Annotated in this window: 20 protein-coding genes; 4 read left to right on the top strand and 16 right to left on the bottom strand. The window is 64.6% G+C overall.

Going from position 1 to position 25,185, the window contains the following annotated elements; translation table 11 throughout:
* Positions 1-52: 52 nt before the first annotated feature.
* The 8 genes from tatA to dop form a co-directional block, all read right to left on the bottom strand.
* Entirely contained in the window at positions 53-316 is a 264-nt protein-coding gene (tatA, locus tag BH683_RS14400) for a Sec-independent protein translocase subunit TatA (protein ID WP_084836934.1), read from the bottom strand.
* 105 nt (positions 317-421) lie between these two features.
* Positions 422-1,411 (bottom strand): YafY family protein, encoded by a 990-nt coding sequence (locus tag BH683_RS14395; protein ID WP_084836933.1) that lies wholly within the window; start codon positions 1,409-1,411, stop codon positions 422-424.
* Entirely contained in the window at positions 1,408-2,376 is a 969-nt protein-coding gene (locus BH683_RS14390) for a WYL domain-containing protein (protein ID WP_084836932.1), read from the bottom strand. Before BH683_RS14390 ends, BH683_RS14395 begins: the two co-directional genes overlap by 4 nt.
* Before the next feature lie 102 nt (positions 2,377-2,478).
* A complete protein-coding gene (gene pafA, locus BH683_RS14385; RefSeq protein WP_094647486.1) occupies positions 2,479-3,837 on the bottom strand; it encodes a Pup--protein ligase in 1,359 nt (452 codons plus the stop codon).
* 39 nt (positions 3,838-3,876) lie between these two features.
* Positions 3,877-4,644 (bottom strand): proteasome subunit alpha, encoded by a 768-nt coding sequence (prcA, locus tag BH683_RS14380; protein ID WP_084836930.1) that lies wholly within the window; start codon positions 4,642-4,644, stop codon positions 3,877-3,879.
* Positions 4,641-5,510 (bottom strand): proteasome subunit beta, encoded by an 870-nt coding sequence (gene prcB, locus BH683_RS14375; protein WP_084836929.1) that lies wholly within the window; start codon positions 5,508-5,510, stop codon positions 4,641-4,643. Before prcB ends, prcA begins: the two co-directional genes overlap by 4 nt.
* Positions 5,507-5,701: a ubiquitin-like protein Pup gene (locus BH683_RS14370; RefSeq protein WP_084836928.1), complete on the bottom strand. Its 195-nt coding sequence runs from the start codon at positions 5,699-5,701 to the stop codon at positions 5,507-5,509. The genes prcB and BH683_RS14370 overlap by 4 nt, the downstream gene beginning before the upstream one ends.
* A gap of 99 nt (positions 5,702-5,800) precedes the next feature.
* On the bottom strand, positions 5,801-7,303 hold the full coding sequence (gene dop, locus BH683_RS14365; RefSeq protein ID WP_084836927.1) for a depupylase/deamidase Dop: 1,503 nt from the start codon (positions 7,301-7,303) through the stop codon (positions 5,801-5,803).
* Positions 7,304-7,435: 132 nt separating this feature from the next.
* Between dop and glgP the strand changes: the two genes are divergently transcribed.
* A complete protein-coding gene (glgP, locus tag BH683_RS14360) occupies positions 7,436-10,024 on the top strand; it encodes an alpha-glucan family phosphorylase (RefSeq protein ID WP_084836968.1) in 2,589 nt (862 codons plus the stop codon).
* Between the two features lie 21 nt (positions 10,025-10,045).
* Here glgP and BH683_RS14355 read toward each other — a convergent pair whose 3' ends face one another.
* From BH683_RS14355 to BH683_RS14345, 3 genes are all read right to left on the bottom strand, one after another.
* Positions 10,046-12,511, bottom strand: a complete 2,466-nt coding sequence (locus tag BH683_RS14355; RefSeq protein WP_084836926.1) for an FHA domain-containing protein — start codon at positions 12,509-12,511, stop codon at positions 10,046-10,048.
* 173 nt (positions 12,512-12,684) lie between these two features.
* Complete coding sequence (gene arc / locus BH683_RS14350) at positions 12,685-14,466, bottom strand: proteasome ATPase (RefSeq protein WP_084836925.1); 1,782 nt, start codon at positions 14,464-14,466, stop codon at positions 12,685-12,687.
* A 165-nt stretch (positions 14,467-14,631) separates the two neighbouring features.
* Entirely contained in the window at positions 14,632-15,477 is an 846-nt protein-coding gene (locus BH683_RS14345) for a tRNA (adenine-N1)-methyltransferase (RefSeq protein WP_084836924.1), read from the bottom strand.
* A gap of 108 nt (positions 15,478-15,585) precedes the next feature.
* Here BH683_RS14345 and BH683_RS14340 point away from each other — a divergent pair, with 108 nt between their 5' ends.
* Together BH683_RS14340 and BH683_RS14335 are read left to right on the top strand one after the other, a co-directional pair.
* Positions 15,586-16,494 (top strand): RecB family exonuclease, encoded by a 909-nt coding sequence (locus BH683_RS14340; protein WP_246833376.1) that lies wholly within the window; start codon positions 15,586-15,588, stop codon positions 16,492-16,494.
* Positions 16,495-16,512: 18 nt separating this feature from the next.
* Positions 16,513-17,343 (top strand): thioesterase family protein, encoded by an 831-nt coding sequence (locus BH683_RS14335; RefSeq protein WP_084836923.1) that lies wholly within the window; start codon positions 16,513-16,515, stop codon positions 17,341-17,343.
* A 66-nt stretch (positions 17,344-17,409) separates the two neighbouring features.
* Here the strand turns inward: BH683_RS14335 and hisG are convergent, their stop codons facing one another.
* The 5 genes from hisG to metH all read right to left on the bottom strand — a co-directional run bounded on the left by hisG (position 17,410) and on the right by metH (position 24,204).
* Positions 17,410-18,255, bottom strand: coding sequence for an ATP phosphoribosyltransferase (hisG, locus tag BH683_RS14330; protein WP_084836922.1), 846 nt, complete (start codon positions 18,253-18,255; stop codon positions 17,410-17,412).
* A 49-nt stretch (positions 18,256-18,304) separates the two neighbouring features.
* Entirely contained in the window at positions 18,305-18,586 is a 282-nt protein-coding gene (locus BH683_RS14325; RefSeq protein WP_206186764.1) for a phosphoribosyl-ATP diphosphatase, read from the bottom strand.
* On the bottom strand, positions 18,552-19,244 hold the full coding sequence (locus BH683_RS14320) for an HAD family phosphatase (RefSeq protein ID WP_281492312.1): 693 nt from the start codon (positions 19,242-19,244) through the stop codon (positions 18,552-18,554). Before BH683_RS14320 ends, BH683_RS14325 begins: the two co-directional genes overlap by 35 nt.
* A 59-nt stretch (positions 19,245-19,303) precedes the next feature.
* Positions 19,304-20,515 (bottom strand): acyl-CoA dehydrogenase family protein, encoded by a 1,212-nt coding sequence (locus BH683_RS14315; protein ID WP_084836965.1) that lies wholly within the window; start codon positions 20,513-20,515, stop codon positions 19,304-19,306.
* A gap of 110 nt (positions 20,516-20,625) precedes the next feature.
* Positions 20,626-24,204 carry a methionine synthase gene (gene metH / locus BH683_RS14310; RefSeq protein WP_084836920.1) on the bottom strand — a complete coding sequence of 1,193 codons (3,579 nt, stop codon included), beginning with the start codon at positions 24,202-24,204 and terminating at the stop codon, positions 20,626-20,628.
* A gap of 51 nt (positions 24,205-24,255) precedes the next feature.
* On the opposite strand from metH, the gene BH683_RS14305 reads away from it, so the two are divergent.
* Positions 24,256-25,137 (top strand): PAC2 family protein, encoded by an 882-nt coding sequence (locus BH683_RS14305; protein WP_084836919.1) that lies wholly within the window; start codon positions 24,256-24,258, stop codon positions 25,135-25,137.
* Positions 25,138-25,185 lie beyond the last annotated feature (48 nt).

The following is a 25,185-nucleotide window of genomic DNA, read 5'->3' as shown; positions in this document are numbered from 1 at the left end:
ACTTCCTGCACGGTGAACTGCCGCCCTTGGCTGCCAACGGGACCGTGATGTCTTACGCGGATCGACGCTCGGTGTCGGGGTTCGTCTGCGACGGCGTCGAGCCATCCAGGCCGGAAGTGATCTGAGGCGCGCCATCGGCGGACGGCGTCTCACCGTCGGATTTGCCATCGTTCTGCATCTCTTTGATCTCGCTCTTGAAGATGCGCATGGACCGGCCGAGGCCGCGCGCCGCGTCAGGCAGCTTTTTCGAACCGAACAAAAGTATGAAGACGGCGACGACAATGACGATGTGCCACCAGCTGAGTGCTCCAGTCATTGATCTACCTTTCTGACAAAATCGATATGGGCGAAATCGACTATGGGTCGATGCTACCGGAGTTGGTGGCCCGGTCTGGCGTGCCGGACCGGGTTTGCCGAACGTTCACACCGAATCCGATGTGTTGTGCTCGTACATTGCCAGCGCAGCGGTGGCCCTCTCGGTGATCGCCGCGCTGACAGCGGGGTTGTCCAGGACTCGGATCTTGCCACCGAAACTTGAGATGAACCGGGTCAGCCACTCTTCGGAACCGTACGTCATGGTCGCCAGCAGTGGCTTCGTCGAATCCGGGACCGCGTCTGGGTCGGCGGGCTCGATCAGGTAATACTCCATCACCCAGATCACGTCAGAATCGATCTCGATCAATGCCGACGGTAACGCCGGGTCGGATTCGAACAAGCCCAGAGCGGCCGAGTCGTCGGTACCGGGAGGCGGGGTGGCCGGTTCATCGAGCACCACGGCGTCGTCGATGCGGTCGAATCGGAACAGCCGGATACCGTCGCTGTCGCGGCACCAGGCTTCGAGATACCCGTTGCCCTCCACGGCCTGTAGCCGCACCGGATCCACGATTCGGTCCGTGACGGCGTCGCGGGACGCGGAGTAGTACCGCAGACGAAGGGCGCGCTTGTCTCGAACTGCCCTGCGGACGGCCACCACCGCGTCGGATTCGGCGGGTCCGGCGTCTGTCGGTGCGGTAATACCGGAACCCGACGACGGACCCATCGCCGCTTCGATCTTCGCGATGGCGGTTCGCGCAGCACCGGTGTCCACCACACCTGCAGTGTCGATCAGCGCGCGTAGCGCGATGAGCAGCGGCGCGGCCTCGGCCGCGGTCAGGCGGAGTGGATGATCGATGCCCGCAGAGAAGGTGACCTCGATGCTCTCCTCGGTGAACGACAGATCGATCAGGTCACCAGGTGAGTACCCCGGTAACCCGCACATCCACAGTTGGTTGAGGTCACTCATCACCTGTTTGCTGGTGGTACCCAGATCGCGCGCCGCTGTGGCAGCGCTGACGCCGGGATGTGCCTGCAGGTACGGAACCATGACCAGCAGCCGGGTGAGGTGAGACGTCGTCGCTGACGGGGAACTCATGACCCTCCCCCGGTCAGTGTCCGCAGTTCGTTGACGACGTGGTCCCGGAGTTCGGGGGGTTCGACGACGACCGCATCCGCTCCGGCGCCGAGCACCTGCCGCGACAGTCCATCGATCGAGTTCATCGCGACGTCCAGGACCGTTCCGTCTCGGCCGGCGAAAACACCGGGCGACGACCCCGACGCAATCCGCCGCAGACCCGCAGCGCGATTGTCCGCCACCCAGATCCTGGCGATACGAGGTGGCCCCGACACGGTCACCGCCTCGGCGACGATCGCCCGCAGGTCCACGTCGTCGGGTTGCACGACAACACCCGATCTGCCGAATGGCTCCACCGAGGCGATCCGGGACAGCCGGAAGGTCCGGGGCTCGCCGCGGTCGACGTCGTGGCCGACCAGGTACCAACGGCGCTGGTGCGTGACTACTCCCCAGGGCTTCATCGTCCGCGTCTGATACGGCTGGTTCTTGGCAGACCGATGCTCGAAACGGACCTGCCGACGGGCATCGACCGCCGCCAGGAGGGTCGTCAGGACCTCCTGGGAACCGATGCCGCGAGGCGCTGACGAGTGGATGGAAGGAGCTGACTCCTCGAAGACGACATCCGCGTCGACCTGCACACCCGCGGCGCGCAACTTCATCAGCGCACTGTGTGTGTTGGCCGCGAGCCCGGGCGAATCCCACAACGCCGCAGCCAACGCGACTGCCGCGGCCTCTTCCTCGGTCAGGTCGACGTCACTGAGTTCGTAGGCGTCACGATCGATGCGATAACCGTCGACCGGTGACAGGCCGGAGCTGCGTCCGGTCTCCAGCGGGATCCCCAGATCCCGGAGTTCGTTCTTGTCCCGCTCGAACATGCGATTGAACGCTTCGTCGGTCTTCGACGTCTCGTAACCGCCCACGATCTTGCGAATCTGTTCGGCGGACAAGAACTGCCGCGTCGAAAGGAGACAGATGACAAGATTCATCTGCCGCTCTACCTTCGCCTTCGGTTTTGGGGCTCCGCCGATCCCACTTCCCGCAAGGCTGCTACCTGACTGTGCCACCCGCCCAGACTAGTGCCGCAGGGTCTACATGGAGGCGATCAGGCGTTCGACGCGCTCATCGACATTACGGAAAGGGTCCTTGCACAGGACCGTGCGCTGAGCCTGGTCGTTGAGTTTGAGGTGAACCCAGTCGACCGTGAAATCTCGTCCTGCTTTCTGGGCCGCGGCGATGAAGTCCCCTCGCAGTTTCGCTCGCGTGGTCTGCGGCGGTGTGTCGACTGCGGCAGCGATCGCCTCATCTGTGGTGACCCGGGCGGCAAGACCTTTGCGCTGTAGCAGGTCGAAGACTCCTCGACCTCGTTTGATGTCGTGGTAGGCAAGGTCGAGTTGAGAGATCTTCGGATCGGACAGCTCCATCGAGTAGCGGTCCTGGTAGCGCTGGAACAGCTTGCGCTTGATCACCCAGTCGACCTCGGTGTCGACCTTCGCGTAGTCCTGTTGCTCGACCGCATCGAGCATCCGGCCCCAGAGATCGACGACCTGGGTCATGTTCTGATCCGGCTTACGGGTGCGCAGGTGCTCGACGGCCCGCGCGTGGTACTCGCGCTGGATGTCGAGCGCACTCGCCTGACGACCGCCTGCCAGCCGAACCGGACGTCGTCCGGTGAGATCGTGCGAGACCTCCCGAATCGCCCGGATCGGGTTGTCGAGGGCGAAGTCCCGGAACGAGACGCCCGATTCGATCATCTCGAGCACCAGTGCGGCCGATCCGACCTTGAGCATCGTCGTGGTCTCGGCCATGTTGGAGTCGCCGACGATGACATGCAGTCGCCGGTACTTCTCGGCGTCCGCGTGCGGCTCATCTCGGGTGTTGATGATCGGCCGGCTGCGGGTGGTCGCCGAGGAGACACCCTCCCAGATGTGCTCGGCACGCTGGGACAGACAGAAGGTCGCGGCCTTGGGCGTCTGCAGAACCTTGCCTGCGCCGCAGATCAGCTGGCGGGTCACCAGGAACGGGAGCAGCACATCGGAGATCCTGGAGAACTCTCCGGCACGGACCACCAGGTAGTTCTCGTGGCACCCGTACGAATTACCTGCCGAGTCGGTGTTGTTCTTGAACAGGTAGATGTCGCCGCCGATCCCCTCATCGGCAAGACGCCGCTCGGCGTCCACCAGGAGATCTTCCAGCACCAGCTCGCCGGCCCGATCGTGCTCGATCAGTTGCTGCAGGTTGTCGCATTCGGCAGTTGCGTACTCGGGATGCGAGCCGACGTCGAGGTAGAGCCGCGCCCCGTTCTGCAGGAACACATTCGACGAACGCCCCCACGAGACCACCCGGCGGAAGAGATACCGCGCAACTTCGTCGGGACTGAGCCGACGATGTCCGTGAAAAGTACACGTCACACCGAACTCGGTTTCGATACCCATTATTCGTCGTTCCACGATTTCAACCTACCGTCGAGTGTCCTGGTGGGTAGTGCTTCAGCTTTCGGTCGAGCCTTCCGGAAGAAGGTTGACCAAGGTCGAACCCGTCAGACGCCGGAATGCGCGCCGGGGCCGACCATGATCGAGAATCGCGACCTCGAGGTCGCTCGGCTCGAGTTTGCGCGGCTCCGGAGCGGGTGCCGGGGTCGACGATGATGACGACGAGGTGGAACCGGAGCCGTTCGGAGCGGCCGGGGTCTGCAACGCTTTGATCGCGGACGCCAAGGCGCTTCGCAGATCGGCTTCGGAGTCGTACGACTCCTTCATCGAGGCCGAGATCGCCTCGGTGGTACCACCCATGACGAGAAACTTGGTCTCGTCGACGATCGATCCGTCGTAGGTGATCCGATAGAGCTGCGACGGACCGGGTTTGCCGGGACGGCTCACCTCGGCAACACACAACTCGACCTCGTAGGGCTTCGGCTGCTCGGTGAACACCGATCCCAGCGTGCTGGCGTACGCATTCGCCAGCGACAAACCGCTGACATCGAGCCTGTCGTACTGATATCCGCGCATGTCGGCATGCTGGATGCCCGCCTTACGCAAACTCTCGAACTCGTTGTACTTGCCGACCGCCGCGAACCCGATGCGGTCGTAGATCTCGCTGACCTTGCGCAGCGTGTTCGACGGGTTCTCCGCAACGAACAGCACTCCGTCGGCGTACGTGAGCGCTATGACGCTGCGTCCACGTGCGATGCCCTTGCGGGCCAGTTCCGAACGGTCGCGCATGATCTGTTCGGCGCTGGCGTAATACGGAAAAGTCACGCTTCACCACCTGCACTGACGCCACCATCGGCGATCCGGGTCGAGCTCCGATTTGCTTCGTCTCCCGCTGCGGAACGACGGGAGATGACGGAGCGCGCTGCTTGTTCGATGTCGTCGGCCGGGACGACCGTCGCACCGTCGGGACCCACTGTTGCCGCGGTCGGATAGAGACCACGCACCATGTCGGGCCCGCCTGTCGCGGAGTCGTCGTCGGCCGCGTCGTACAGCGACTCGACAGCGATCTCGAGTGCTTGCTCCGCCGTCAGGTCGTGGCGGTACAGCTTCTTGATCGAAGACTTCGCGAACACCGATCCCGATCCGATGGCCTGGTAGCCGCCGTGTTCCTCGTGTCGATCACCGGCGACGTCGAAGGAGAATATGCGGCCTGGACGCTGCGGATCTATCGCATCTGAGTCATAGCCGACGAGCAGCGGAATCGCCGCCAATCCGGCCATTGCGGCCTCCAAGTTCGAGCGGACCATCGACGCGAGGCGGTTGACCTTGCCATCGAGCGTGAGCGATACGCCTTCGATCTTCTCGTAATGCTCGAGCTCCACGGCGAACAACCGGATCATCTCGATGGCCACGCCAGCTGTGCCGGCGATGCCCGCAGCGGAGTACTCGTCGGTGATGAACACCTTCCGCATGTCGCGGCTGGCGATCAGGTGACCTGCAGTGGCACGACGATCACCCGCGATCACCACCCCACCGGGGTAGGTGATCGCGACGATGGTGGTGCCGTGCGGAATGTTCGCGGTAGCCCCCTCTGGAAACCTGTTCTTGGGCAACAAGTCTGGAGCGTGATCACGCAGGTAGTCGGAAAACGATGAGATGTCCTGGCCGAGAGACCGGATTCGATCGGTCACTGGCCGCCCTTCTGGACATAGGCGCGGACGAAGTCCTCGGCATTTTCTTCGAGCACGTCGTCGATCTCGTCGAGCAGGTCGTCGGTGTCGTCGGCCAGCTTCTCACGGCGTTCCTGACCGGCACCCGAATCGGGACCGGAATCGCTGTCGTCGTCATTACCGCCCGTGCGCTTGGTTTGTTCCTGCGCCATCGCTGCCTCCTTCAGACCACGGTCCCGCAGGGACCGCTCGTACCGTTCACCCTACCGGGCCAAGGGGATCTCGCCCGGTATATGCGGACGCGGGCCGCACTACGGATTGGTCAGCTGATTGACCAGTTCCGCCGCCGAATTCACCGAATCGAGCAGTTCGCCGACATGGGCCCGACTCCCCCGGAGGGGTTCGAGCGTCGGTATACGGACCAACGACTCACCGCCGAGATCGAAGATCACCGAATCCCAACTCGCTGCCGCGATGTCGGCGCCGAATCTGCGCAGACATTCGCCGCGAAAGTAGGCCCGGGTGTTCTCCGGAGGCGATCCGATCGCGTCCATGACCTGCTGCTCGGTGGTCAGACGCTTCATCGAGCCGCGGGCCACCAAACGGTTGTACAACCCCTTGTCGAGCCGGACATCGGAGTACTGCAGATCCACCAGGTGCAGACGAGGCGCCGACCAGGCCAGATTCTCGCGCTGCCGAAAGCCCTCGAGCAATCGGAGCTTCGCAGGCCAGTCGAGCAGGTCGGCGCACTCCATCGGGTCGCGTTCGAGTTTGTCGAGTACGTCCGCCCAGGTGTCGATCACGTCCTTCGCCCGCAGATCGTCACTGTGGTTGGCATCGTGGAACGCGGACACGCGCTCGTGGTAGATCCGTTGCAGCGCAAGCGCCGTCATCTCCCGGCCATCGGCGAGCGCGACCGTCGCCTGCAGCGTCGGATCATGGCTGATCACATGGACGGCGTGCACCGGTCTGGCGAGTTCGAGGTCGCTGAGCTCCACCCCCGCCTCGATGAGGTCGAGCACCAGGGAGGCCGTGCCCACCTTCAGATATGTTGCGGTCTCCGCCAGATTCGCGTCGCCGATGATCACATGGAGGCGGCGATAGCGTTCGGGGTCGGCATGCGGCTCATCGCGGGTGTTGATGATGCCGCGCTTGAGCGTGGTCTCCAGCCCGACCTCGACCTCGATGTAATCCGCGCGCTGGCTCAGTTGGAAACCGGTTTCGTCGCCGGACTGACCGATGCCGACGCGACCCGATCCGGTGAACACCTGACGCGAGGCGAAAAACGGGGTGAGGCCGGTGATCACCGACGTGAAAGGGGTCGAGCGCGCCATCAGATAGTTCTCGTGCGTGCCGTACGAGGCGCCCTTGTTGTCGATGTTGTTCTTGTACAGCTGCAGTTTCGGCGCGCCCGGCACGCTTGCGACGTGCCGTGCCGCCGCCTCCATGACCCGTTCGCCCGCCTTGTCCCAGATGACAGCGTCGAGGGGATCGGTCACTTCCGGCGCGGAGTACTCCGGGTGGGCGTGGTCGACATAGAGCCGGGCACCGTTGGTGAGGATCATGTTGGCGGCGCCGACCTCGTCGGCATCGATGATGGGAGCAGGGCCGGAGCTGCGGCCCAGATCGAACCCGCGGGCATCCCGCAACGGTGACTCGACCTCGTAGTCCCAGCGTGTCCGCTTCGCGCGGGGAACCCCGGCGGCCGCCGCGTAGGCGAGAACAGCCTGGGTCGAGGTCATGATCGGGTTGGCACCTGGATCGTTAGGTGCCGAGATCCCGTACTCGACTTCGGTTCCGATTATGCGCTGCATGCCCCGAGCCTAGCTGTGCGCCCGCACGGCCATGCCGCGCGCTCCTCGCCGCCGGGCTCGGGGCATTACGGCCAGATGTACATCTGGCCGTCGCGCTCGCGCGGTAGCCCCTTCGTCGGTATGGTTTGCGCCGTGAAAGCACTGCGCCGCTTCACCGTCCGCGCCCACCTCCCCGAGCCCCTCCACGCATTGGCAGATCTGTCGACCAATCTGCGTTGGTCCTGGCACCCGCCGACCCAGGATCTCTTCGCGTCCATCGACCCGGACCTCTGGGCCGGGTCGCGGGATCCGCTGCGACTGCTGGGTGACATCGGGCCGGCTCGCCTGAGAGAACTCGCGGAGGACGAAGGCTTCCTGGGCAGGCTCGACGAGCTCGCCGCGGACCTCGACGCATATCTGGAGGAGCCCCGATGGTTCCAGCAGCAGGTGGCCTCGGGACACCGCTTCCCCACCGGGATCGCGTACTTCTCGATGGAGTTCGGCGTCTCGGAGGTGTTGCCCATCTATTCCGGTGGCCTCGGCATCCTCGCCGGTGACCACCTCAAGGCCGCGTCCGACCTCGGTTTGCCGCTGATCGGCGTCGGTCTGCTCTATCGCAGTGGTTATTTCCGCCAATCGCTCACCGCCGACGGTTGGCAGACCGAGCGGTACCCGAACCTGGATCCGCAGGGTTTGTCGGTCCGTACGGTCAACGACGCGGACGGCAACCCGGTCACCGTTCGGGTCTCGATGCCCGACAACCGGGTTTTGCGGGCCCGCCTGTGGGTGGCCGATGTCGGCCGAATCCCCCTGCTGCTCCTCGACTCCGACATTCCGGACAACGACACCGATCTGCGCGGCGTCACCGACCGCCTCTACGGCGGCGACCAGGACCATCGCATCAAACAGGAGATCCTGGCCGGGGTCGGCGGCGTGCGCGCGGTGCGCGAATACACCCGTATCCACGGCCGACCCGATCCCGACGTCTTCCACATGAACGAGGGTCACGCAGGCTTCCTGGGTGCCGAACGTATCCGTGAGTTCGTGTCAACTGCCGGCGCCGGGCTCGACTTCGACACCGCGCTCGCCGCTGTGCGCGCCTCGACCGTGTTCACGACGCACACGCCCGTACCCGCGGGTATCGACCGCTTCCCGCTCGACATGGTGCGCCACTACTTCGGAGACGAGCAGGGTCAGTCGACGCTGCTGCCCGGGCTCGAGTTGTCCCGGATCCTGGAACTGGGGAGCGAGAGCGATCCCGGTGTGTTCAACATGGCGCACATGGGACTTCGACTCGGCCAGCGAACCAATGGGGTCTCCAAGCTGCACGGCGCGGTCAGCCGCGAGATGTTCGGCCCGCTGTGGCCGGGTTTCGATGCCGCGCAGGTACCCATCGGTTCCGTGACCAATGGGGTGCACGCGCCGACGTGGTCGTCACGACGCTGGACCGAACTGGCCGCCGTGGGCCACGCCGGGACACCCGACGAGGCGGACACACTGGCTGCGATGAAAAATGTTCCAGCGCAGCAGCTCTGGGCCACCCGCAATCTGCTTCGTACCGAGTTGATCGCCGAGGTCCGGCGCCGACTGCGCCGGTCCGGCCTCGAACGCGGTTTCTCGGCTGCCGAGTTGGGGTGGACCGCCGGCGTGTTCAGTTCACGGGTGCTGACGATCGGGTTCGCCCGCCGCGCGGCCACCTACAAACGGCTGACCTTGATGCTGCGCGACACGGAGCGACTCAAGGCGCTACTGCTCGACAAAGAACGTCCTGTGCAGCTCGTCGTCGCGGGCAAGGCGCACCCGGCAGACGACGGCGGCAAGGCGCTCATCCAGAAGATCGTCCGGTTCGCCGACGCCAACGACGTCCGGCACCGGATCGTGTTCCTGCCGGATTACGACATGTCGATGGCGCGCTTCCTGTACGGCGGCTGTGATGTGTGGCTGAACAATCCCCTGCGGCCGATGGAAGCCTGCGGAACGTCCGGCATGAAATCGGCCCTCAACGGCGGCCTGAACCTCTCGATTCTCGACGGTTGGTGGGATGAGATGTCGGACAGCGAGAACGGCTGGGCGATTCCCACCGCAGACGGTGTGACCGACGATGTCCGGCGCGACGACCTCGAGGCAGCTGCGCTGTACGAGTTGCTCGAGAACGTCGTGGTGCCGAAGTTCTATGACGCCGATTCGGATGGCATCCCGACCCGATGGGTCGAGATGGTGCGGCACACCTTGCACACCCTGGGGCCGCAAGTGCTGGCCTCGCGGATGGTGCGTGACTACACCGAGGATTACTACGCGCCTGCCGCGTTCTCCGGACGACAGGTCACCGCCGACAACTACGGCGGCGCAAGGGAACTCGCGCAGTTCCGCCGGCAAGTAGAGACATCCTGGCCCGGGGTGAATGTGCTCGACGTCGACAGTGCGGGCCTCGAGGACACCCCGTTGCTCGGGTCCACGATGACGCTCACCGCACACGTCGATCTGGCCGGGCTCCAGCCGGACCAAGTGCTGGTACAGGCCGTGATCGGGCGGGTCGACGACGAGGAAAATCTGACGCAGATAGCAACGACGACGATGCCTCTGGTCGACGGCCGGGTCGGCCCGGCAGGCGAGCCCATCTTCGAGGTCGCGATACCGCTACCGATGACCGGACCGATCGGATACACCGTGCGGGTCATGCCGCAACACCGATTCCTCACCAGCAACGCCGAACTGGGTGTCGTCGCCTTCGCCCATCAGTGACCCGTCGAACGGCGCCAGGGCTCAGAGTGTCTTCTTCTTGAGAACCAACCGGCGATAGGTGAACCAGACCAGCAGTAGACCGATGACGGTCATCGCGCCATAGGCCAGGGCCACGTTTGCCGCGGTCTGGTCCCAGATGGTTTCCTTCTGCGTCGACGGTGAGCCCGGGGACACCTGGCGTAGATCGACTGCCGCCGCGGCCGCTGAGTATCCCCAGCGAGCCGGGAAGATCCAGGACAACTGTTCGAGTCCGGGCCGTCCCGCCAACGGGAACAGGCCTCCGCAGAAGACGAGCTGCACCATCACCACCACCACGAGGGGCGGCATCGTCTGTTCGCTCGAATTGACCGCCGCTGAGATCGCCAGACCGATCAACGTGCTGACGCAGGCCAGGAAGGCCACAGCAACGAACAGTTCGATCGCGCCCGAGGTCACCAGTCCGGGACCCGGTGTCCCCTTACCGGCGTAGGTGATGGCGATCATCACCGCACATTGCAGGATCGATACGACGAAGAACACGACCATTTTCGCCCACAGGTACGCCCCGGGGCGCAGGCCGACGGCACGTTCACGCACAAAGATCGCCCGCTCGCCCACCAGGTCTCGCACGGTGAGCGCGGCGCCCATGAAACTTGCCCCGACCACCAGCACGACAAGGATCTGGACGGTCTCGCCGAGGCTGTCGGCATTGTTGAGACCGAACCCGGCCTTGCCCGGGATCACCAGCGACAGGGCGCCCAGGACGATCGGCAGCAGCACCAGGAACGCGAGATAGCCGGTATCGGCGAGGATCAGCCGAACCTGCCGCCGGGACACCGTGGAGGTCTGCCGTCCGAAGCTCGTCTGGGGCGTCCGCACGGGTGAACCGGTGCGCAAGCTGGGCGGCCGGGTCGGCGGACGATGGTTGAGCGTGCGGTAACGGTGGTGCGCAGCATCGGGCTGGTCGGCGACGAAGGCAAAGATCTCCGCCCAGTCCTCAGTCCCCATCGCGGCACCGACCGCTGCCGGTGGTCCGCAGAACGCTGTCTTGCCGCCCGGCGCGAGCAACAGCACCTGGTCGCACATCGAGAGGTAGGTCAGCGAATGGGTCACCACTATGACCACCCGACCGGCATCGGCGAGGCGACGTAGCGTCGACATGACCTGACGGTCCAACGCGGGGTCGAGACCGGAGGTGGGCTCGTCGAGGATGAGCAACGACGGCCCGGTCAGAAGTTCCATGGCAACCGACGCACGCTTGCGTTGACCGCCCGAGAGTTTGTCGACGCGAGTGTCGAGGTGTTCGGTGAGCTGGAGTTCGGCCAGCACCCCGGTGATGACATCGTCGCGGTCGGACTTGCTCATATCCGGCGGCAGACGCAGTTCCGCCGCGTACCGCAGTGCCTGTCTCAGGGTCAGCCGGCGGTGCAAGACGTCGTCCTGAGGCACCATGCCGATGCGGGTGCGCAAGGCCTCGTACTCGGCGTGCACGCTGCGACCCTCGAAGGTGACGCTGCCGGTCGACGGATTGGCCGCGCCCGCCACGATTTTCGAGACGGTCGACTTCCCCGCTCCGGACGGCCCGATCACAGCCGTCAGTGTTCCGGGGCCTGCCGCGAACTCCACCTCATGGAGCAGCTGCTTACCGTCGATGTTCAGCCCGATCGTGTGGACGTGGAGTCCGTCGGCGACCGCTGCCTTCGGCTGACCGCGGACGAGGGTGCCTCCCGAGACCACGAAGTCGCTGTTGCCGATGGTGACCACGGCGCCCTCGGCCAGCATTTGCCTGCTGATCCGCTGCCCGTTGACGTAGGTGCCGTTCACCGATTGCAGATCTTCGATCGCGAGACCCTGTGGGGTGGAGAGCAACCGGGCGTGGCGCCGGGACGCCAGCACGTCGTTGACGACGATGTCGTTGTCGGGTGTGCGTCCGATACTCAGACGAGCCGCGCCACCCATCTCGATCGCCTGCCGATGCGGTACGGCCTGCGGGTGGATCTGCCCGTCGGGGCTGACCTGGTACACCGCCGACATGTTCTGGTGCAGCGCCTGGAGATGAGGTGCCCCCGCTGCGCCACTGAACGCCGCATACGGCTGCCGCGCGGAAGGCGGAGGTGACGGCGCGGGTCCGCTCATCGGACCCGAGAAGTTCATCGGGGCCGACGGGACAGGGGTCATCGGCCGACCACCGTGCACGACCGGTGCGGTGACCGCGATATCGATCAGCGGGCCGGTGGCGGCGTCTCCCAGCCGGATGCGCTGGTTACTGCGGAGCTCCAGAGCCCGCATACGCGCGCCGTCCAGATAGAAGCCGTTTGTGCTGCCCAGATCGACAGCGCTCCAGAACGATCCGTGCCATTCGATCGCCAGATGCTGTCGGGACACCAGTGGATGGACGATGACGATGTTGTTGTCCGGCGTGCGGCCGATGGTGAACCGTCCGGCCGGACGCAACCTCTGCTCGGTGCCGTCCACCCAGATCCGCAGCGGCGTTGGGGATGCATTCATTAACGCATCACTTTAGTCTGCCCATGATCGGACGACCCCCATTGCAGGCGCCATGATCCACCGGTCGGACGACATCGGGAACCGGGCATCGGACGGGGAGGACACAGGCGGGAAGACACAGACGGCGGCGGCGGCGGAGCGATGTGCTCCGGCGCCGCCGCCGACGATGCGTCTTACAGGTACTGGCCGGTGTTCGTCTCGGTGTCGATTGCGCGGCTTGCGCCCGCGCTCTTGCCCGTGACGAGCGTGCGGATGTACACGATCCGCTCGCCCTTCTTGCCCGAGATGCGAGCCCAGTCGTCGGGGTTGGTGGTGTTCGGCAGATCCTCGTTCTCCGCGAACTCGTCGAGGATCGAATCGAAGAGATGCTGAATCCGCAGGCCGGACTGGCCGGTTTCCAACTGCGACTTGATCGCGTACTTCTTGGACCGGTCGACGACGTTCTGGATCATCGCACCGGAGTTGAAATCCTTGAAGTACATGATTTCTTTGTCGCCGTTGGCGTAGGTCACCTCCAGGAAGCGGTTGTCGTCGGTCTCGTCGTACATCCGTTCCACCACGCGCTCGATCATCGCCTTGACACACGCACCACGGTCACCGCCGAACTCATCGATGTCGTCGGGATGGATCGGAAGCGTCGGGACGAGGTACTTGGAGAAGATGTCCATCGCCGACTCGGCATCCGGTCGCTCGATCTTGATCTTGACGTCGAGACGGCCCGGCCTGAGGATGGCCGGATCGATCATGTCCTCGCGGTTGGAGGCACCGATCACGATCACGTTCTCGAGACCCTCGACACCATCGATCTCGCTGAGCAGCTGTGGCACCACCGTGGTTTCCACGTCGGAGGACACACCTGACCCACGCGTACGGAAGATCGAGTCCATCTCGTCGAAGAAGACGATCACCGGCGTACCTTCAGAGGCCTTTTCACGGGCACGCTGAAAGATCAATCGGATATGCCGCTCGGTCTCACCGACGAACTTGTTGAGCAGCTCCGGCCCCTTGATGTTCAAGAAGAAAGACTTGGCCTCGCGGGCATCGTCGCCGCGAACCTCGGCGATCTTCTTGGCCAGCGAGTTGGCCACCGCCTTGGCGATCAGTGTCTTACCGCAACCGGGAGGGCCGTACAGCAGCACACCCTTGGGGGGCCGCAGGTCGTACTCCCGGAACAGATCCTTGTGCAAGAACGGCAACTCCACGGCGTCGCGAATCTGCTCGATCTGGCGACCGAGACCACCGATGTCCTCGTAGTTGACATCGGGGACCTCTTCGAGCACGAGATCCTCGACCTCGGCCTTGGGCACGCGCTCGAAGGCGAATCCTGCCTTGGTGTCGATGAGGAGCGAATCACCGGGACGAAGCTTGCGGTTGCCCTCGATCTCGGCGAGAAACGCCTCACTCAGCGGTTCGGCCAGCCAGACGACGCGTTCTTCGTCGGCATGCCCCACCACCAGCGCACGATGTCCGTCATCGAGCACCTCGCGGAGCGTGCTGATCTCCCCTACGGAGTCGAAATCGCCGGCTTCGACGATCGTCAGGGCCTCGTTGAGGCGGACCGACTGACCTCTCTTGAGGGTGTCGACATCGATGTTCGGCGACACGGTGAGCCGCATCTTGCGGCCGGACGTGAACACGTCGACCGTGAGGTCTTCGAAGACCGCGAGCAACACTCCGTAACCACTAGGCGGCTGACCGAGACGGTCGACCTCTTCGCGAAGAGCGATGAGTTGCTGGCGAGCCTCTTTGAGCGTCTCGAGCAACTTCGCGTTACGCGTGGTCAATGTGTCCAGGCGGGCCTGGAGGTCGGGGTCCCCTGACTTGCCGAGCGAGCCGGTGTCAGAGGTGGGGCCCGCCTTGGCAGACCGGGTCGAGGCCGAGCCCCATTCGGATACCGCTGCGGTGTCTTTTTGACCGCCGCTGTTCCGAGGCTCGTCACTGCTGGATTCCGTCATTTCTGACTCCTCTCCCCGAGTCGACTCGTCGCCACCACCTTGTGGTGTTCGTACGATCGAACCCGTCTCCCGAGGTTACCGGCGAATCGGCAGCCTCGCCCTGCACCTCGCGGACCACGTTGTTGTAGCCATGTTAATTGTGCGTCGCCACAAGGTTTTCCGACGCTACACCACGGCGGGTCCGCCCTTGCTGGGTCGGCGGTGTGGGCGCGGCGGGGCCGTACCTTCCGCAAGCCTGCGGGTGGTGATCAAAAAGGCGGTGTGACCTTGCATTTTGTGGCCAGGTCGCACCGCAAGACCGACGACGTGCCAGTCACGGACCAGCGATTCCCAGGCTCTCGGCTCCGTCCAGCACTGCTGCTCCCGGATCGCCTCGACGACCCGGGACAACTGGGTGACAGTGGCCACATAAATGGTCAGGACACCGCCGGGTTTCAGTGCCCGCTTGATCGTGTCCAACGGTTCCCAGGGCGCCAGCATGTCGAGGACCACCCTGTCCACGTCCCCCGTGCCGGGATAGTCGGCGAGATCGGCGACGGTCAGATCCCAGTTGGGCGGAGGACCGCCGAAGAACTCCTCGACATTGCGGACAGCGTGCTCGGCGTGGTCGTCACGAACCTCGTACGAGAGCACTTTGCCGTGATCCCCGACCGCGCGCAGAAGCGAACAGGTGAGGGCGCCGGAGCCGGCGCCTGCCTCGAGCACCGTGCAACCCGGATGGATGTCGCCCTCCATCACGATCTGGGCAGCGTCCTTGGGATAGATGACCTGCGCTCCACGCGGCATGGACAGGACGTAGTCGATGAGCAACGGCCGCAACGCCAGGTAGGGGGTGTTCGATGTCGACGTCACCACGATTCCCTCGTCGGCGCCGATGAGGTCGTCATGGGCGATCCCGCCCTTGTGGGTGTGAAAACTCTTGCCCGCCTCGAGCCGCACGGTGAACTTGCGGCCCTTGGCATCGGAGAGCTGGACACGGTCGCCGACGGCAAACGGACCTGTTGTAGACATTGCGGCGGCGGGCCTCTCCTGGTTCACGGTCGAACATCCGGGTCATCTGACATTGCCGGCAAATGAGCTGTGATGTCCTTGGTCAGGCATACCCTGCCAGGTGTGAGTGTGAGTACCGAACCCCGCCCCGACGCAGACCCGCCTGCGCGCCCGTCCGCGCACTCCCCGCGGCGGGTGCCCGCCCTGTCACCCAGCCGCGCAGGCGACTACAAGCAGTGTCCGCTGCTCTACCGGTACCGGGCGATCGACCGGTTGCCCGAGGTACCCACACAGGCTCAGGTGAAGGGCACCGTGGTGCACGCCGCCCTCGAGAACCTCTTCGACATGCCTGCGGGCCTGCGGGTGCCCGAGTCCGCGGAGTTCCTGGTCGACGGAGCCTGGGGTGCCTTGTGTGAGGAGTCGCCGGAACTACGTGATCTCGTGCCCGATGATCAGGTCGACAAGTTCTTGTCCGACGCCAACAAGCTGATCTCGACGTATTACACGCTGGAGAACCCCACCGCGTTCACCCCGGAATCGTGCGAACTGCGGGTCGAGGTGGATCTCCTCGCGGACGACGAATCGGACAACGGGGTCCTGCTCCGCGGGTTCGTCGACCGCATCGATGTGGCTCCCGACGGCAGGGTTCGCGTGGTCGACTACAAGACCGGTCGCTCACCCGGCGAGAGCTTCGAGTCCCGAGCCCTGTTCCAGATGAAGTTCTACGCCCTGGCGATCTACCGCCTACGCGGTGTCGTCCCGGCGCGGCTGCAACTGCTGTACCTCGCCGACGGTCAGTCACTCGTCTACACCCCGGACGAGGCCGAACTGAATCGTTTCGCGAAAACACTGAAAGCGATCTGGAAGGCAATCCAGAAGGCCGGGGCCACAGGCGAGTTCCCGCCCAAGAAGAGCCGGATGTGCCAGTGGTGTGATCACAAGGCCCACTGCCCCGAGTTCGGAGGCACCCTGCTCCCCTATCCGGGTTGGCCCACCACACCCGGCGAGACGAGCCACGCGGAAGCGGTCGCAGAGTAGGTCGTTAGAGTCGGGCGAATGTCTGACGAACGCGCCTATTACCTTCCGCTGGGCCGCGAGGGGGTTCACGAACACTTCACACCGACCGAGAACACCGTCAGTGTGTGGGGTGACGAACTACAGCACGGTGGCCCCCCGATCGGGTTGCTGGCCCGAGCCCTGTTTCGGCACAACCCGGACCGCGCCCATGAGTTCTCGAGGATCACCGTCGACATCCTGGGCGCGATCGGTCTCGGAGAGAACCGGGTCGAGACGACTGTGCTCCGGCCCGGCCGCCAGATCAGCTTGGTGCAGAGTGAGCTGTCCGTACGTCAGTCCGACGGATCGTTCCGGCCGGTGGCGCGGGCGCAGGGCTGGCGGCTGGCCACGGACGACACCTCGGTGGTCGCGCACAACCCGAGTGGTTCTCTGGCCCCGGGTCCGCAGGATCTCGAGGGCACCGTCGGCTTTTCCGGTCTCGGGCCGCTGACCGGCGACTGGGGCACGAAGGGGTTTGTCGGGACGCTCGAGAGCCGAATGCTGCCCGACGATGGCGGTGACGGGCGCCAGGTGTGGGTCCGTCCACTGTTACCGCTGGTCGCAGGTGAGCCGATCACTGACGCCGAGAAGTTCTTCACCGTGCTCGACGTCGCCAACGGGGTGGGGTCGCGGCTCGAGTTCGGCAAGTGGTCGTTCATGAACACCGACACCACTGTTCACCTGTACCGGCAGCCCGTGGGCGAGTGGACCGGCATCGATGCCCGCATGACCGTGGGACCCGGCGGCTACGGGATGACCGGCGCCGAGCTGTTCGACGAGTCGGGTGCTGTCGCGCGCTCGGCGCAGACCTTGCTCATCCGTCCGATCTGACCGGTTGTGGTGGGTTGTGGTGTCCGTTTCCCCTGGAGAGGTCCGCCGGAACCCACCAACTCCGGGTCAGAAGCGGCAGGAGCGGATGTCGGAGGCCAGGATCGCCTTGGCGCCGAGCTCGGACAGCTCGTCCATCAGGTTCTGGTGTTGCTTGCGCGGTACCAGCGACCGCACAGCGACCCAGTTGTCGTCCGCCATCGGCGCGACGGTGGGCGATTCGAGACCGGGAGTGATCTTCATCGCCGATTCGAGCAGAGTCTTGGGGCAGTCGTAGTCGAGCATGACGTAGCGCTGGCCGTAGACGACACCCTGGACGCGCGCGATGAAGCGCTGGGCGGCCTTGGTGCGATCAGCGCCGGCGCGCTGCACCAGAACGCCTTCCGAATCGCAGAGCGATTCACCGAAGGCCGTCAGCTGGTGCTGTTTCAGGGTCCGGCCCGAACCCACGACGTCGGCGATGGCATCTGCGACGCCGAGCTGGATGGAGATCTCCACGGCGCCGTCCAACCGGATGATCGTCGCCTCGATGCCGCGTCCGGCGAGATCGGCACGGACCAAATTCGGGTAGGAGGTGGCGATGCGCTTGCCCGCGAGGTCTGCGACCGTCCATTCCTGCTCGTTCGGTCCGGCGTACCGGAACGTCGAGGTCCCGATTCCGAGGGCGAGGCACTCCTCGACGTCGGCGCCGGAATCGAGGGCGAGGTCGCGACCGGTCAAACCGAGGTCGAGCTCACCGGAACCGACATAGATCGCAATGTCTTTCGGGCGGAGGAAAAAGAACTCGACCTCGTTGGCCGGATCCAGAACGGTCAGATCCTTGGAGTCCGAGCGGCGACGATAGCCGGCCTCGCTGAGGATTTCGGCGGCCGACTCGGAGAGCGCCCCCTTGTTGGGAACGGCAACGCGAAGCATGTGTGGGTCCTATCGGCAGAGGTGAGTCAGATGCTGGGGTGGATCGTGGTCACAGATGCTTGTAGACATCGTCGGTCGTCAGACCGCGTTTGATCATCATCACCTGGAGCCAATAGAGCAACTGAGATATCTCTTCACCCAGCGCCTCGGACGACTCGTGCTCGGCCGCCAGCCACACTTCGCCGGCTTCCTCGATGATCTTCTTGCCGAGGGTGTGCACGCCCTTGTCCAGGGCTGCGACCGTGCCACTGCCCTCGGGTCGGGTAGCGGCCTTGTCGGTCAGTTCGGCGAACAGCTCATCGAAGGTCTTCACGGTGCCCAATTCTCCCATTGAAGGCAGCCGCGACCTCAGCGAGGGTCAACCCGACGAGACTCCGACGAATCGTGCGTCGCGGGCCGGCCGGCACCGGAGCCGCAGAGGGCACGACGATCGCGGCACAGCCGGCTGTGGTCGCGGACTGGGTGCCCGTCGGTGAATCCTCGAACGCCAAGCAGTCGGCCGCATCGACGCCCAGCAGACCCGCTGCCCGCAGATACGGATCCGGCGCGGGTTTGCCCACCGGCACCTCGTCGCCGCAGACCGTCGCGGTGAACCGGTCTCGTCCGATGGTGTCGAGCGCCTGCTCCGTCAACACACGTTCGGTATTGGTCACGAGTGCGAGTGGGATGCCCTTTGCGGCAATCATGTCCAGTGCATCTCGAGCACCCGGCATCCACGGGATCCCGGCTGCGAACAACACCGAGACCCGCTCGCGCAGCCACGCCCCGCGTCCCGGGTAGTCCCTGTCGCCGGCAGGCACCGCTGCCGCGATGAACACCTTCGTCAGCGCGTCGTTCATCGAGTTGCCGAGTGTGGATTCCCGGAGTTCGTGGGTCATCTCGATGCCCAGGTCGGCGGCGAGATCGCCCATTGCGATGTCCCAGAGCTTTTCGGAGTCCAGCAGGGTTCCGTCCATGTCGAACAGCGCGGCTTTCGGTAAATCAGTCACCCCCACATACTTGCCGACCGGGGACCGCCAACCGAAATCGGTCGTCCACCGACGTCGCGCTACCGGTTGCCGGCGCTCCAGGCGAACGGGAGCTCGGTGCCGTTGAGCACATTGGCTCCGATGGCCTGACTCTTGAATATCGTCGGATTGTGCACAGAGATCGTCCGCGCGTTGCGCCAGTGACGGTCGAGCCGCAGGCTCTCCGAGGTGATCGATGCACCACCGACCTCGAAGAGATCGTTCGTGGCACGGAGTACCAGGTCGATCACGGTGAGCTGGGCCTGGGCAGCGGCCAGTTCCGCGCGGTCGAGCAACACGGGGTCGGCGGCGGTGGTCGCATCGACCAGCACCTCATCGAGGACGTCGGCGACGGCCAGAACAGCGGTTCGCGCGGTGAACGCTGCGGCCGACAGTTTGCCAATCACCTGCTGGACCAGCGGGTCCTCGCGGGGCAGGTCGGCCGCCGCATGGGTGTAGGAGCGGGTGCGGTCGCGCACCCACTGTGCCGTGTCGTCGGTCGCCCGCTGGGCGATACCCGCGAGCACGGCCAGTTGGACGAGTTGGAGATACGAGGTGGCATAGGTTTTGCCTGCTCCCCCGTACCCCGGGCCGAGGATCCGATCGGCGGTGACGGCGACGTCGTTGAATTCTGTTGTGCCACTGGCCGTGAGCCGTTGCCCGAACCCATCCCAGTCATCGTGCTGCGTGATGCCGTCGGCGTCTGCGTCGACGAGGACGGACACCCGCTCCCCGTCCTTGTCTGCGGCGACCAGTATGTAGTTCGAGTACAGCGATCCGGTGCTGTAGTACTTGGTCCCGCTCAGCACCCAACCGTCGCCCTTCGGGGTCAGACGCGTCCGGTAGCGATCGACGGCTCCGACCCCGGGCTCGGTGATGGCGTTGCCGACGAGAACGCCCCCGGCCACCGCTCGCAGCCAGGTGTCGCGCTCGTCGCTCGGCTCGGCGAGCCGCTGGTCCTCGGCGAAGCTGAAATGCACGCGCAGGGCCTGCGGCAGGTTCGATTCGGCGGCGGCGAGGTCGATCAGCAACCGGAACTGTTGACGCACCGAGGCTCCCAGCCCACCGAACTCCACGGGTACCCGCAGTGCTCCCAGGCCGGCTTCCCGGAGTTTGTGTACCTCGTCGTGAGCGAGCCGACGGTCGACTTCCCGTTCGGTGGCACCGCCGGCGATGGCGTCGAAGACCGGACGGAAGCGTGCATCGAGTTCGGCGTCAGTGATCGAACCGATGGAGGCAGTTGAGATTGTCATGGCATGAGTGTTGGCCACGCTGACGTCGAAGGCACCAGTTCCGTTCACGGTGAATCGAACCGCGCTGACATCCATCCCTACCGGCGGAAAGCCGGTAGGGATGGATGATTTCAGGTGTTGAAGTACTTGGCTTCGGGATGGTGCAGCACAAAGGCATCCGTCGACTGCTCCGGATGAAGCTGCAACTCCTCCGACAACTCCACGCCGATCCGCTCGGGCTCGAGCAGGTCCATCATCTTGGCCCGGTCCTCGAGATTCGGGCAGGCGCCGTAGCCGAACGAGAACCGCGCGCCGCGATACTTGAGGTCGAAGAAGTCCTGAGCGTTGTCGGGGTCTTCGGCAGCCATCGCCGTATCGCCGAACCGCAGCTCCTCGCGAACCCGCTGATGCCAGAACTCGGCGAGCGCTTCGGTGAGCTGAACCCCGATGCCGTGCACCTCGAGGTAATCGCGGTAGGCGTCTTCGGCGAAGAGTACGTTCGCGAAGTCGGCGATCGGTTGCCCCATCGTGACCAGCTGGAACGGCAGGACGTCGACCGTCCCGGTCTCGATTGCCTCTGATCGCGGTCTGATGAAGTCAGCGATACACAGGAATCGGCTCCGCTGCTGCCGCGGGAACTCGAAGCTGTGCCTGATCGGTGCGTCCGGGCGCGGCTCGGTGAGCACGTGGACCGTGTCACCTTCGCTGACCGCCGGGTAGTAGCCGTAGACGACAGCAGCGTGTTGCAGGATGTTCTCGGAGGTGAGCCGGTCGATCCAATACCGCAACCGCGGTTTGCCATCGGTTTCCACGAGGTCTTCATAGCTCGGTCCCTCGCCGGCCCGGGCTCCGCGAAGTCCCCACTGGCCCAGGAACAAGGCGCGTTCGTCGAGCAGGGTGAGGTACTCCGCGATCGGGACACCCTTGATGATCCGCGAGCCCCAGAACGGGGGCGTCGGAACCGGTAGTCCCGCTGCGACATCCGAACGCTCCGGCACCACAACCGGTTCGGCTTCGGCCTTGCGCTTCTCCGCGATCCGCTTCGACCGCTCGTGACGCTTCTTGCGCTCGGCGGTCTTCTCGGCGGCTGCGATGGCCTCCGGGCTGTCGGGATCCGGACCGCCGCCCCGCTTGGTCAGCATGATGTCGTCCATCAGGCGCAGACCTTCGAAGGCGTCGCGCGCGTAGTGCACGTCACCCTCGTAGGTCTCGCTCAGGTCGTTCTCGACGTACGACCGGGTCAGTGCCGCACCACCGAGTAGGACCGGGAAGTTCTCGGCGAGTCCACGCGTGTTGAGCTCTTTGAGGTTGTCCTTCATCACCACGGTCGACTTCACGAGCAACCCGGACATGCCGATCACGTCAGCGTTCTTGTCCTGCGCCACCTCGATGATGGTCGCGATCGGTTGCTTGATACCGATGTTGACGACCTCATAGCCGTTGTTCGACAGGATGATGTCGACGAGGTTCTTGCCGATGTCGTGGACGTCGCCCTTGACGGTCGCCAGCACGATACGGCCCTTGCCGTCTTCGCCGGTGGCCTCCATGTGCGGTTCGAGATGTGCGACTGCGGTTTTCATGACCTCGGCCGACTGGAGCACGAAGGGAAGCTGCATCTGACCGGACCCGAACAACTCACCGACGGTCTTCATCCCGGACAGCAATGTCTTGTTGATGATGTCCAACGGTGGCACCTCGGTCATGGCTTCGTCGAGGTCGTCCTCGAGTCCCGCCCGCTCGCCGTCGACGATGCGCCGTTCCAGCCGGTCGAACAGCGGCAGCTTGGCCAGTTCTTGGGCGCGCGACTCGCGCGCCGATGCGGCGGAGACACCCTCGAACAGCTGCATCAGCTTCTGCAGTGGATCGTAACCCTCACGCCTGCGGTCATAAACGAGGTCGAGCGCGATCTCGCGGTGCTCGTCAGGGATCCGGGCCATCGGCAAGATCTTGGACGCGTGCACGATCGCGGTGTCGAGACCGGCCTGCACACACTCGTTGAGGAACACCGAGTTCAGTACCTGCCGTGCGGCCGGGTTCAGTCCGAAGGAGACGTTGGAGATACCCAGCGTGAAGTGCAGTTTCGGGTGCCGTTCCTTGAGGGTGCGGATCGCCTCGATCGTCTCGATCGCGTCCCGGCGGACCTCTTCCTGACCGGTCGAGATCGGGAAGGTGAGGGCATCGATGATGATGTCCTCTTCTTCCATGCCCCAGTTGTCGACGATGTCGGTGATGAGCCGCTCGGCGACACGGACTTTCCATTCCGCAGTCCGGGCCTGGCCTTCTTCGTCGATGGTCAGGGCCACCACAGCTGCGCCGTGCTTCTTCGCCAGCTTCATGATTCTTGTGAAGCGGGAATCGGGCCCGTCACCGTCTTCGTAGTTCACCGAGTTCACCGCGCAGCGACCACCGAGGTGCTCGAGACCGGCTTCGATGACCTCGGGTTCGGTGGAGTCGAGCATGATCGGCAACGTCGACGACGTCGCGAGGCGGCTGGCCAGTGCGGACATGTCCGCGGCACCGTCGCGTCCCACGTAGTCGATGTTGAGGTCGAGCATGTGCGCGCCGTCGCGAGTCTGATCCTTCGCGATGTCGAGGCACTTCTGATAGTCCTCGGCGAGCATGGCATCGCGGAAAGCCTTGGAACCGTTTGAGTTGGTGCGCTCACCGATCATCAAGATGCTGGCGTCCTGCGCGAACGGGACGGAACTGTATAGCGACGACACCTCGGCTTCGTGCTCCGGCGTGCGCTCGGCCTTGGTGGCATCACGCACCGCCTCGGCGACCTGCCGGATGTGCTCTGGGGTCGTGCCGCAGCAGCCTCCGACGAACGACAGGCCGAACTCGGAGACGAAACCGCTCAGGGCGGTGGCCAGTTCCTCCGGTGTCAGCGGGTACTCGGCACCATTCGGCCCCAATTGCGGCAGGCCGGCGTTCGGCATCACCGAGACCGGGATCCGGGCGTGCTTGGTGAGGTAGCGCAGATGCTCGCTCATCTCCGCGGGGCCCGTGGCGCAGTTCAGGCCGATCATGTCGATACCGAGCGGCTCCAGCGCCGCCAGGGCGGCTCCGATCTCCGAGCCGAGGAGCATGGTGCCGGTGGTCTCCACCGTCACATGAGCGATGATCGGGATGCGGCGACCCAATTCCTCGAACGCCTGCTGTGAGCCCAGGATCGCAGCCTTCACCTGCAGCAGATCCTGCGACGTCTCGATCAGGATCGCGTCGGCACCGCCATCCACCATTCCGAGTGCGCATTCTTTGTACGCATCCCGGATCACGCGGAATGTCGTATGCCCCAGTGTCGGGAGTTTGGTGCCCGGGCCGATCGAACCGAGGACGAATCGTGGGGTGCCGTCTGCACTGGGACCGAACTCGTCGGCGACCTCACGCGCCAGGTGGGTGCCTTTGTACGCCAGTTCCCGGATGCGATCGGCGATGTCGTAATCGCCGAGGTTCGACAGGTTGCAGCCGAACGTATTGGTCTCGACCGCGTCGGCACCCGCCGCGAAGTAGGCGCGGTGGATCTCCTTGAGCACATCTGGCCGGGTGTCGTTGAGGATCTCGTTGCAGCCCTCCAGCCCGATGAAATCATCAAGGGTGAGGTCTGCCGCCTGCAACATGGTGCCCATGGCCCCGTCACCGATCAAGACGCGTTTACTCATGGCGGTGAGCAATCCCGAATCGAATTCTGGTGAAGTGGCTGACGACATGGTTATCAGGGTAGTTCGCTCTCACTCGGTGTTCGGTCGTAGGCTGGATCAGTGAACGCTGAGCAGAGCGCAAACCTTCCACGCTTGCGCCGCCCCACGCTTGTTGCTGCCTTCGAGGGGTGGAACGATGCCGGCGATGCGGCCAGCGGAGCTGTGGAACATCTCGAGCTCGTCTGGGACGCAGTACCTCTTGCCGAAATCGATTCCGACGACTACTACGACTTCCAGGTGAACAGGCCCATGATCAAGCAGATCGATGGCGTCACCCGAAGGATCGATTGGCCGACCACCTCGATCTCGTACTGTACGCCGCCCGGTGCGGACCGAGACATCGTCCTCCTCCGGGGAATCGAACCCAACATGCGGTGGCGAGGATTTTGCAACGAAATTCTCGAGATCGCCCGTGAGCTGCAGGTTGAGACCGTTGTCATCCTCGCCGCGCTGCTGGCCGACACCCCGCACACCCGACCGGTCCCGGTCACCGGCGCCGCCTACAGCGGCGACTCGGCCAGACAGTTCAAATTAGAGGAGAGCCGGTACGAGGGCCCCACCGGAATAACCGGGGTCCTGCAGGACGAGTGCGTCAGAGCCGGGATCCCGGCGATCTCGTTCTGGGCCGCGGTCCCCCACTACGTGTCCACCCCACCGAACCCCAAGGCGTCTGCCGCGCTGCTCAGTCATCTCGAAGAGGTCCTTGACGTCGAGGTGCCGCTCGGAGAACTGCCGGAGCAGGCCGAGGAATGGGAACGGGCCGTGACCGAGATGACGGAAGACGACGAAGAAATCGCGGATTACGTTCGTGGCCTCGAAGAACGCGGCGACGCCGAGGTGAGCGTGGACGAGACCCTGTCGAAGATCGACGGCGACGCCTTGGCGGCAGAGTTCGAACGCTATCTGCGCCGACGCGGCCCCGGAGGCAGCTTCGGGGCGTGATCACCCCGGGTTCGAGTCGGCAGTGAGTACCTGACAATCGGTTCGTAA

Origin of the sequence: Williamsia sp. 1138, assembly GCF_002095435.2 — a bacterium.
Taxonomy (GTDB): domain Bacteria; phylum Actinomycetota; class Actinomycetes; order Mycobacteriales; family Mycobacteriaceae; genus Williamsia.
The sequence above is the reverse complement of the archived record's forward strand: the minus strand, read 5'-3'. Positions and strand labels throughout refer to the sequence as shown.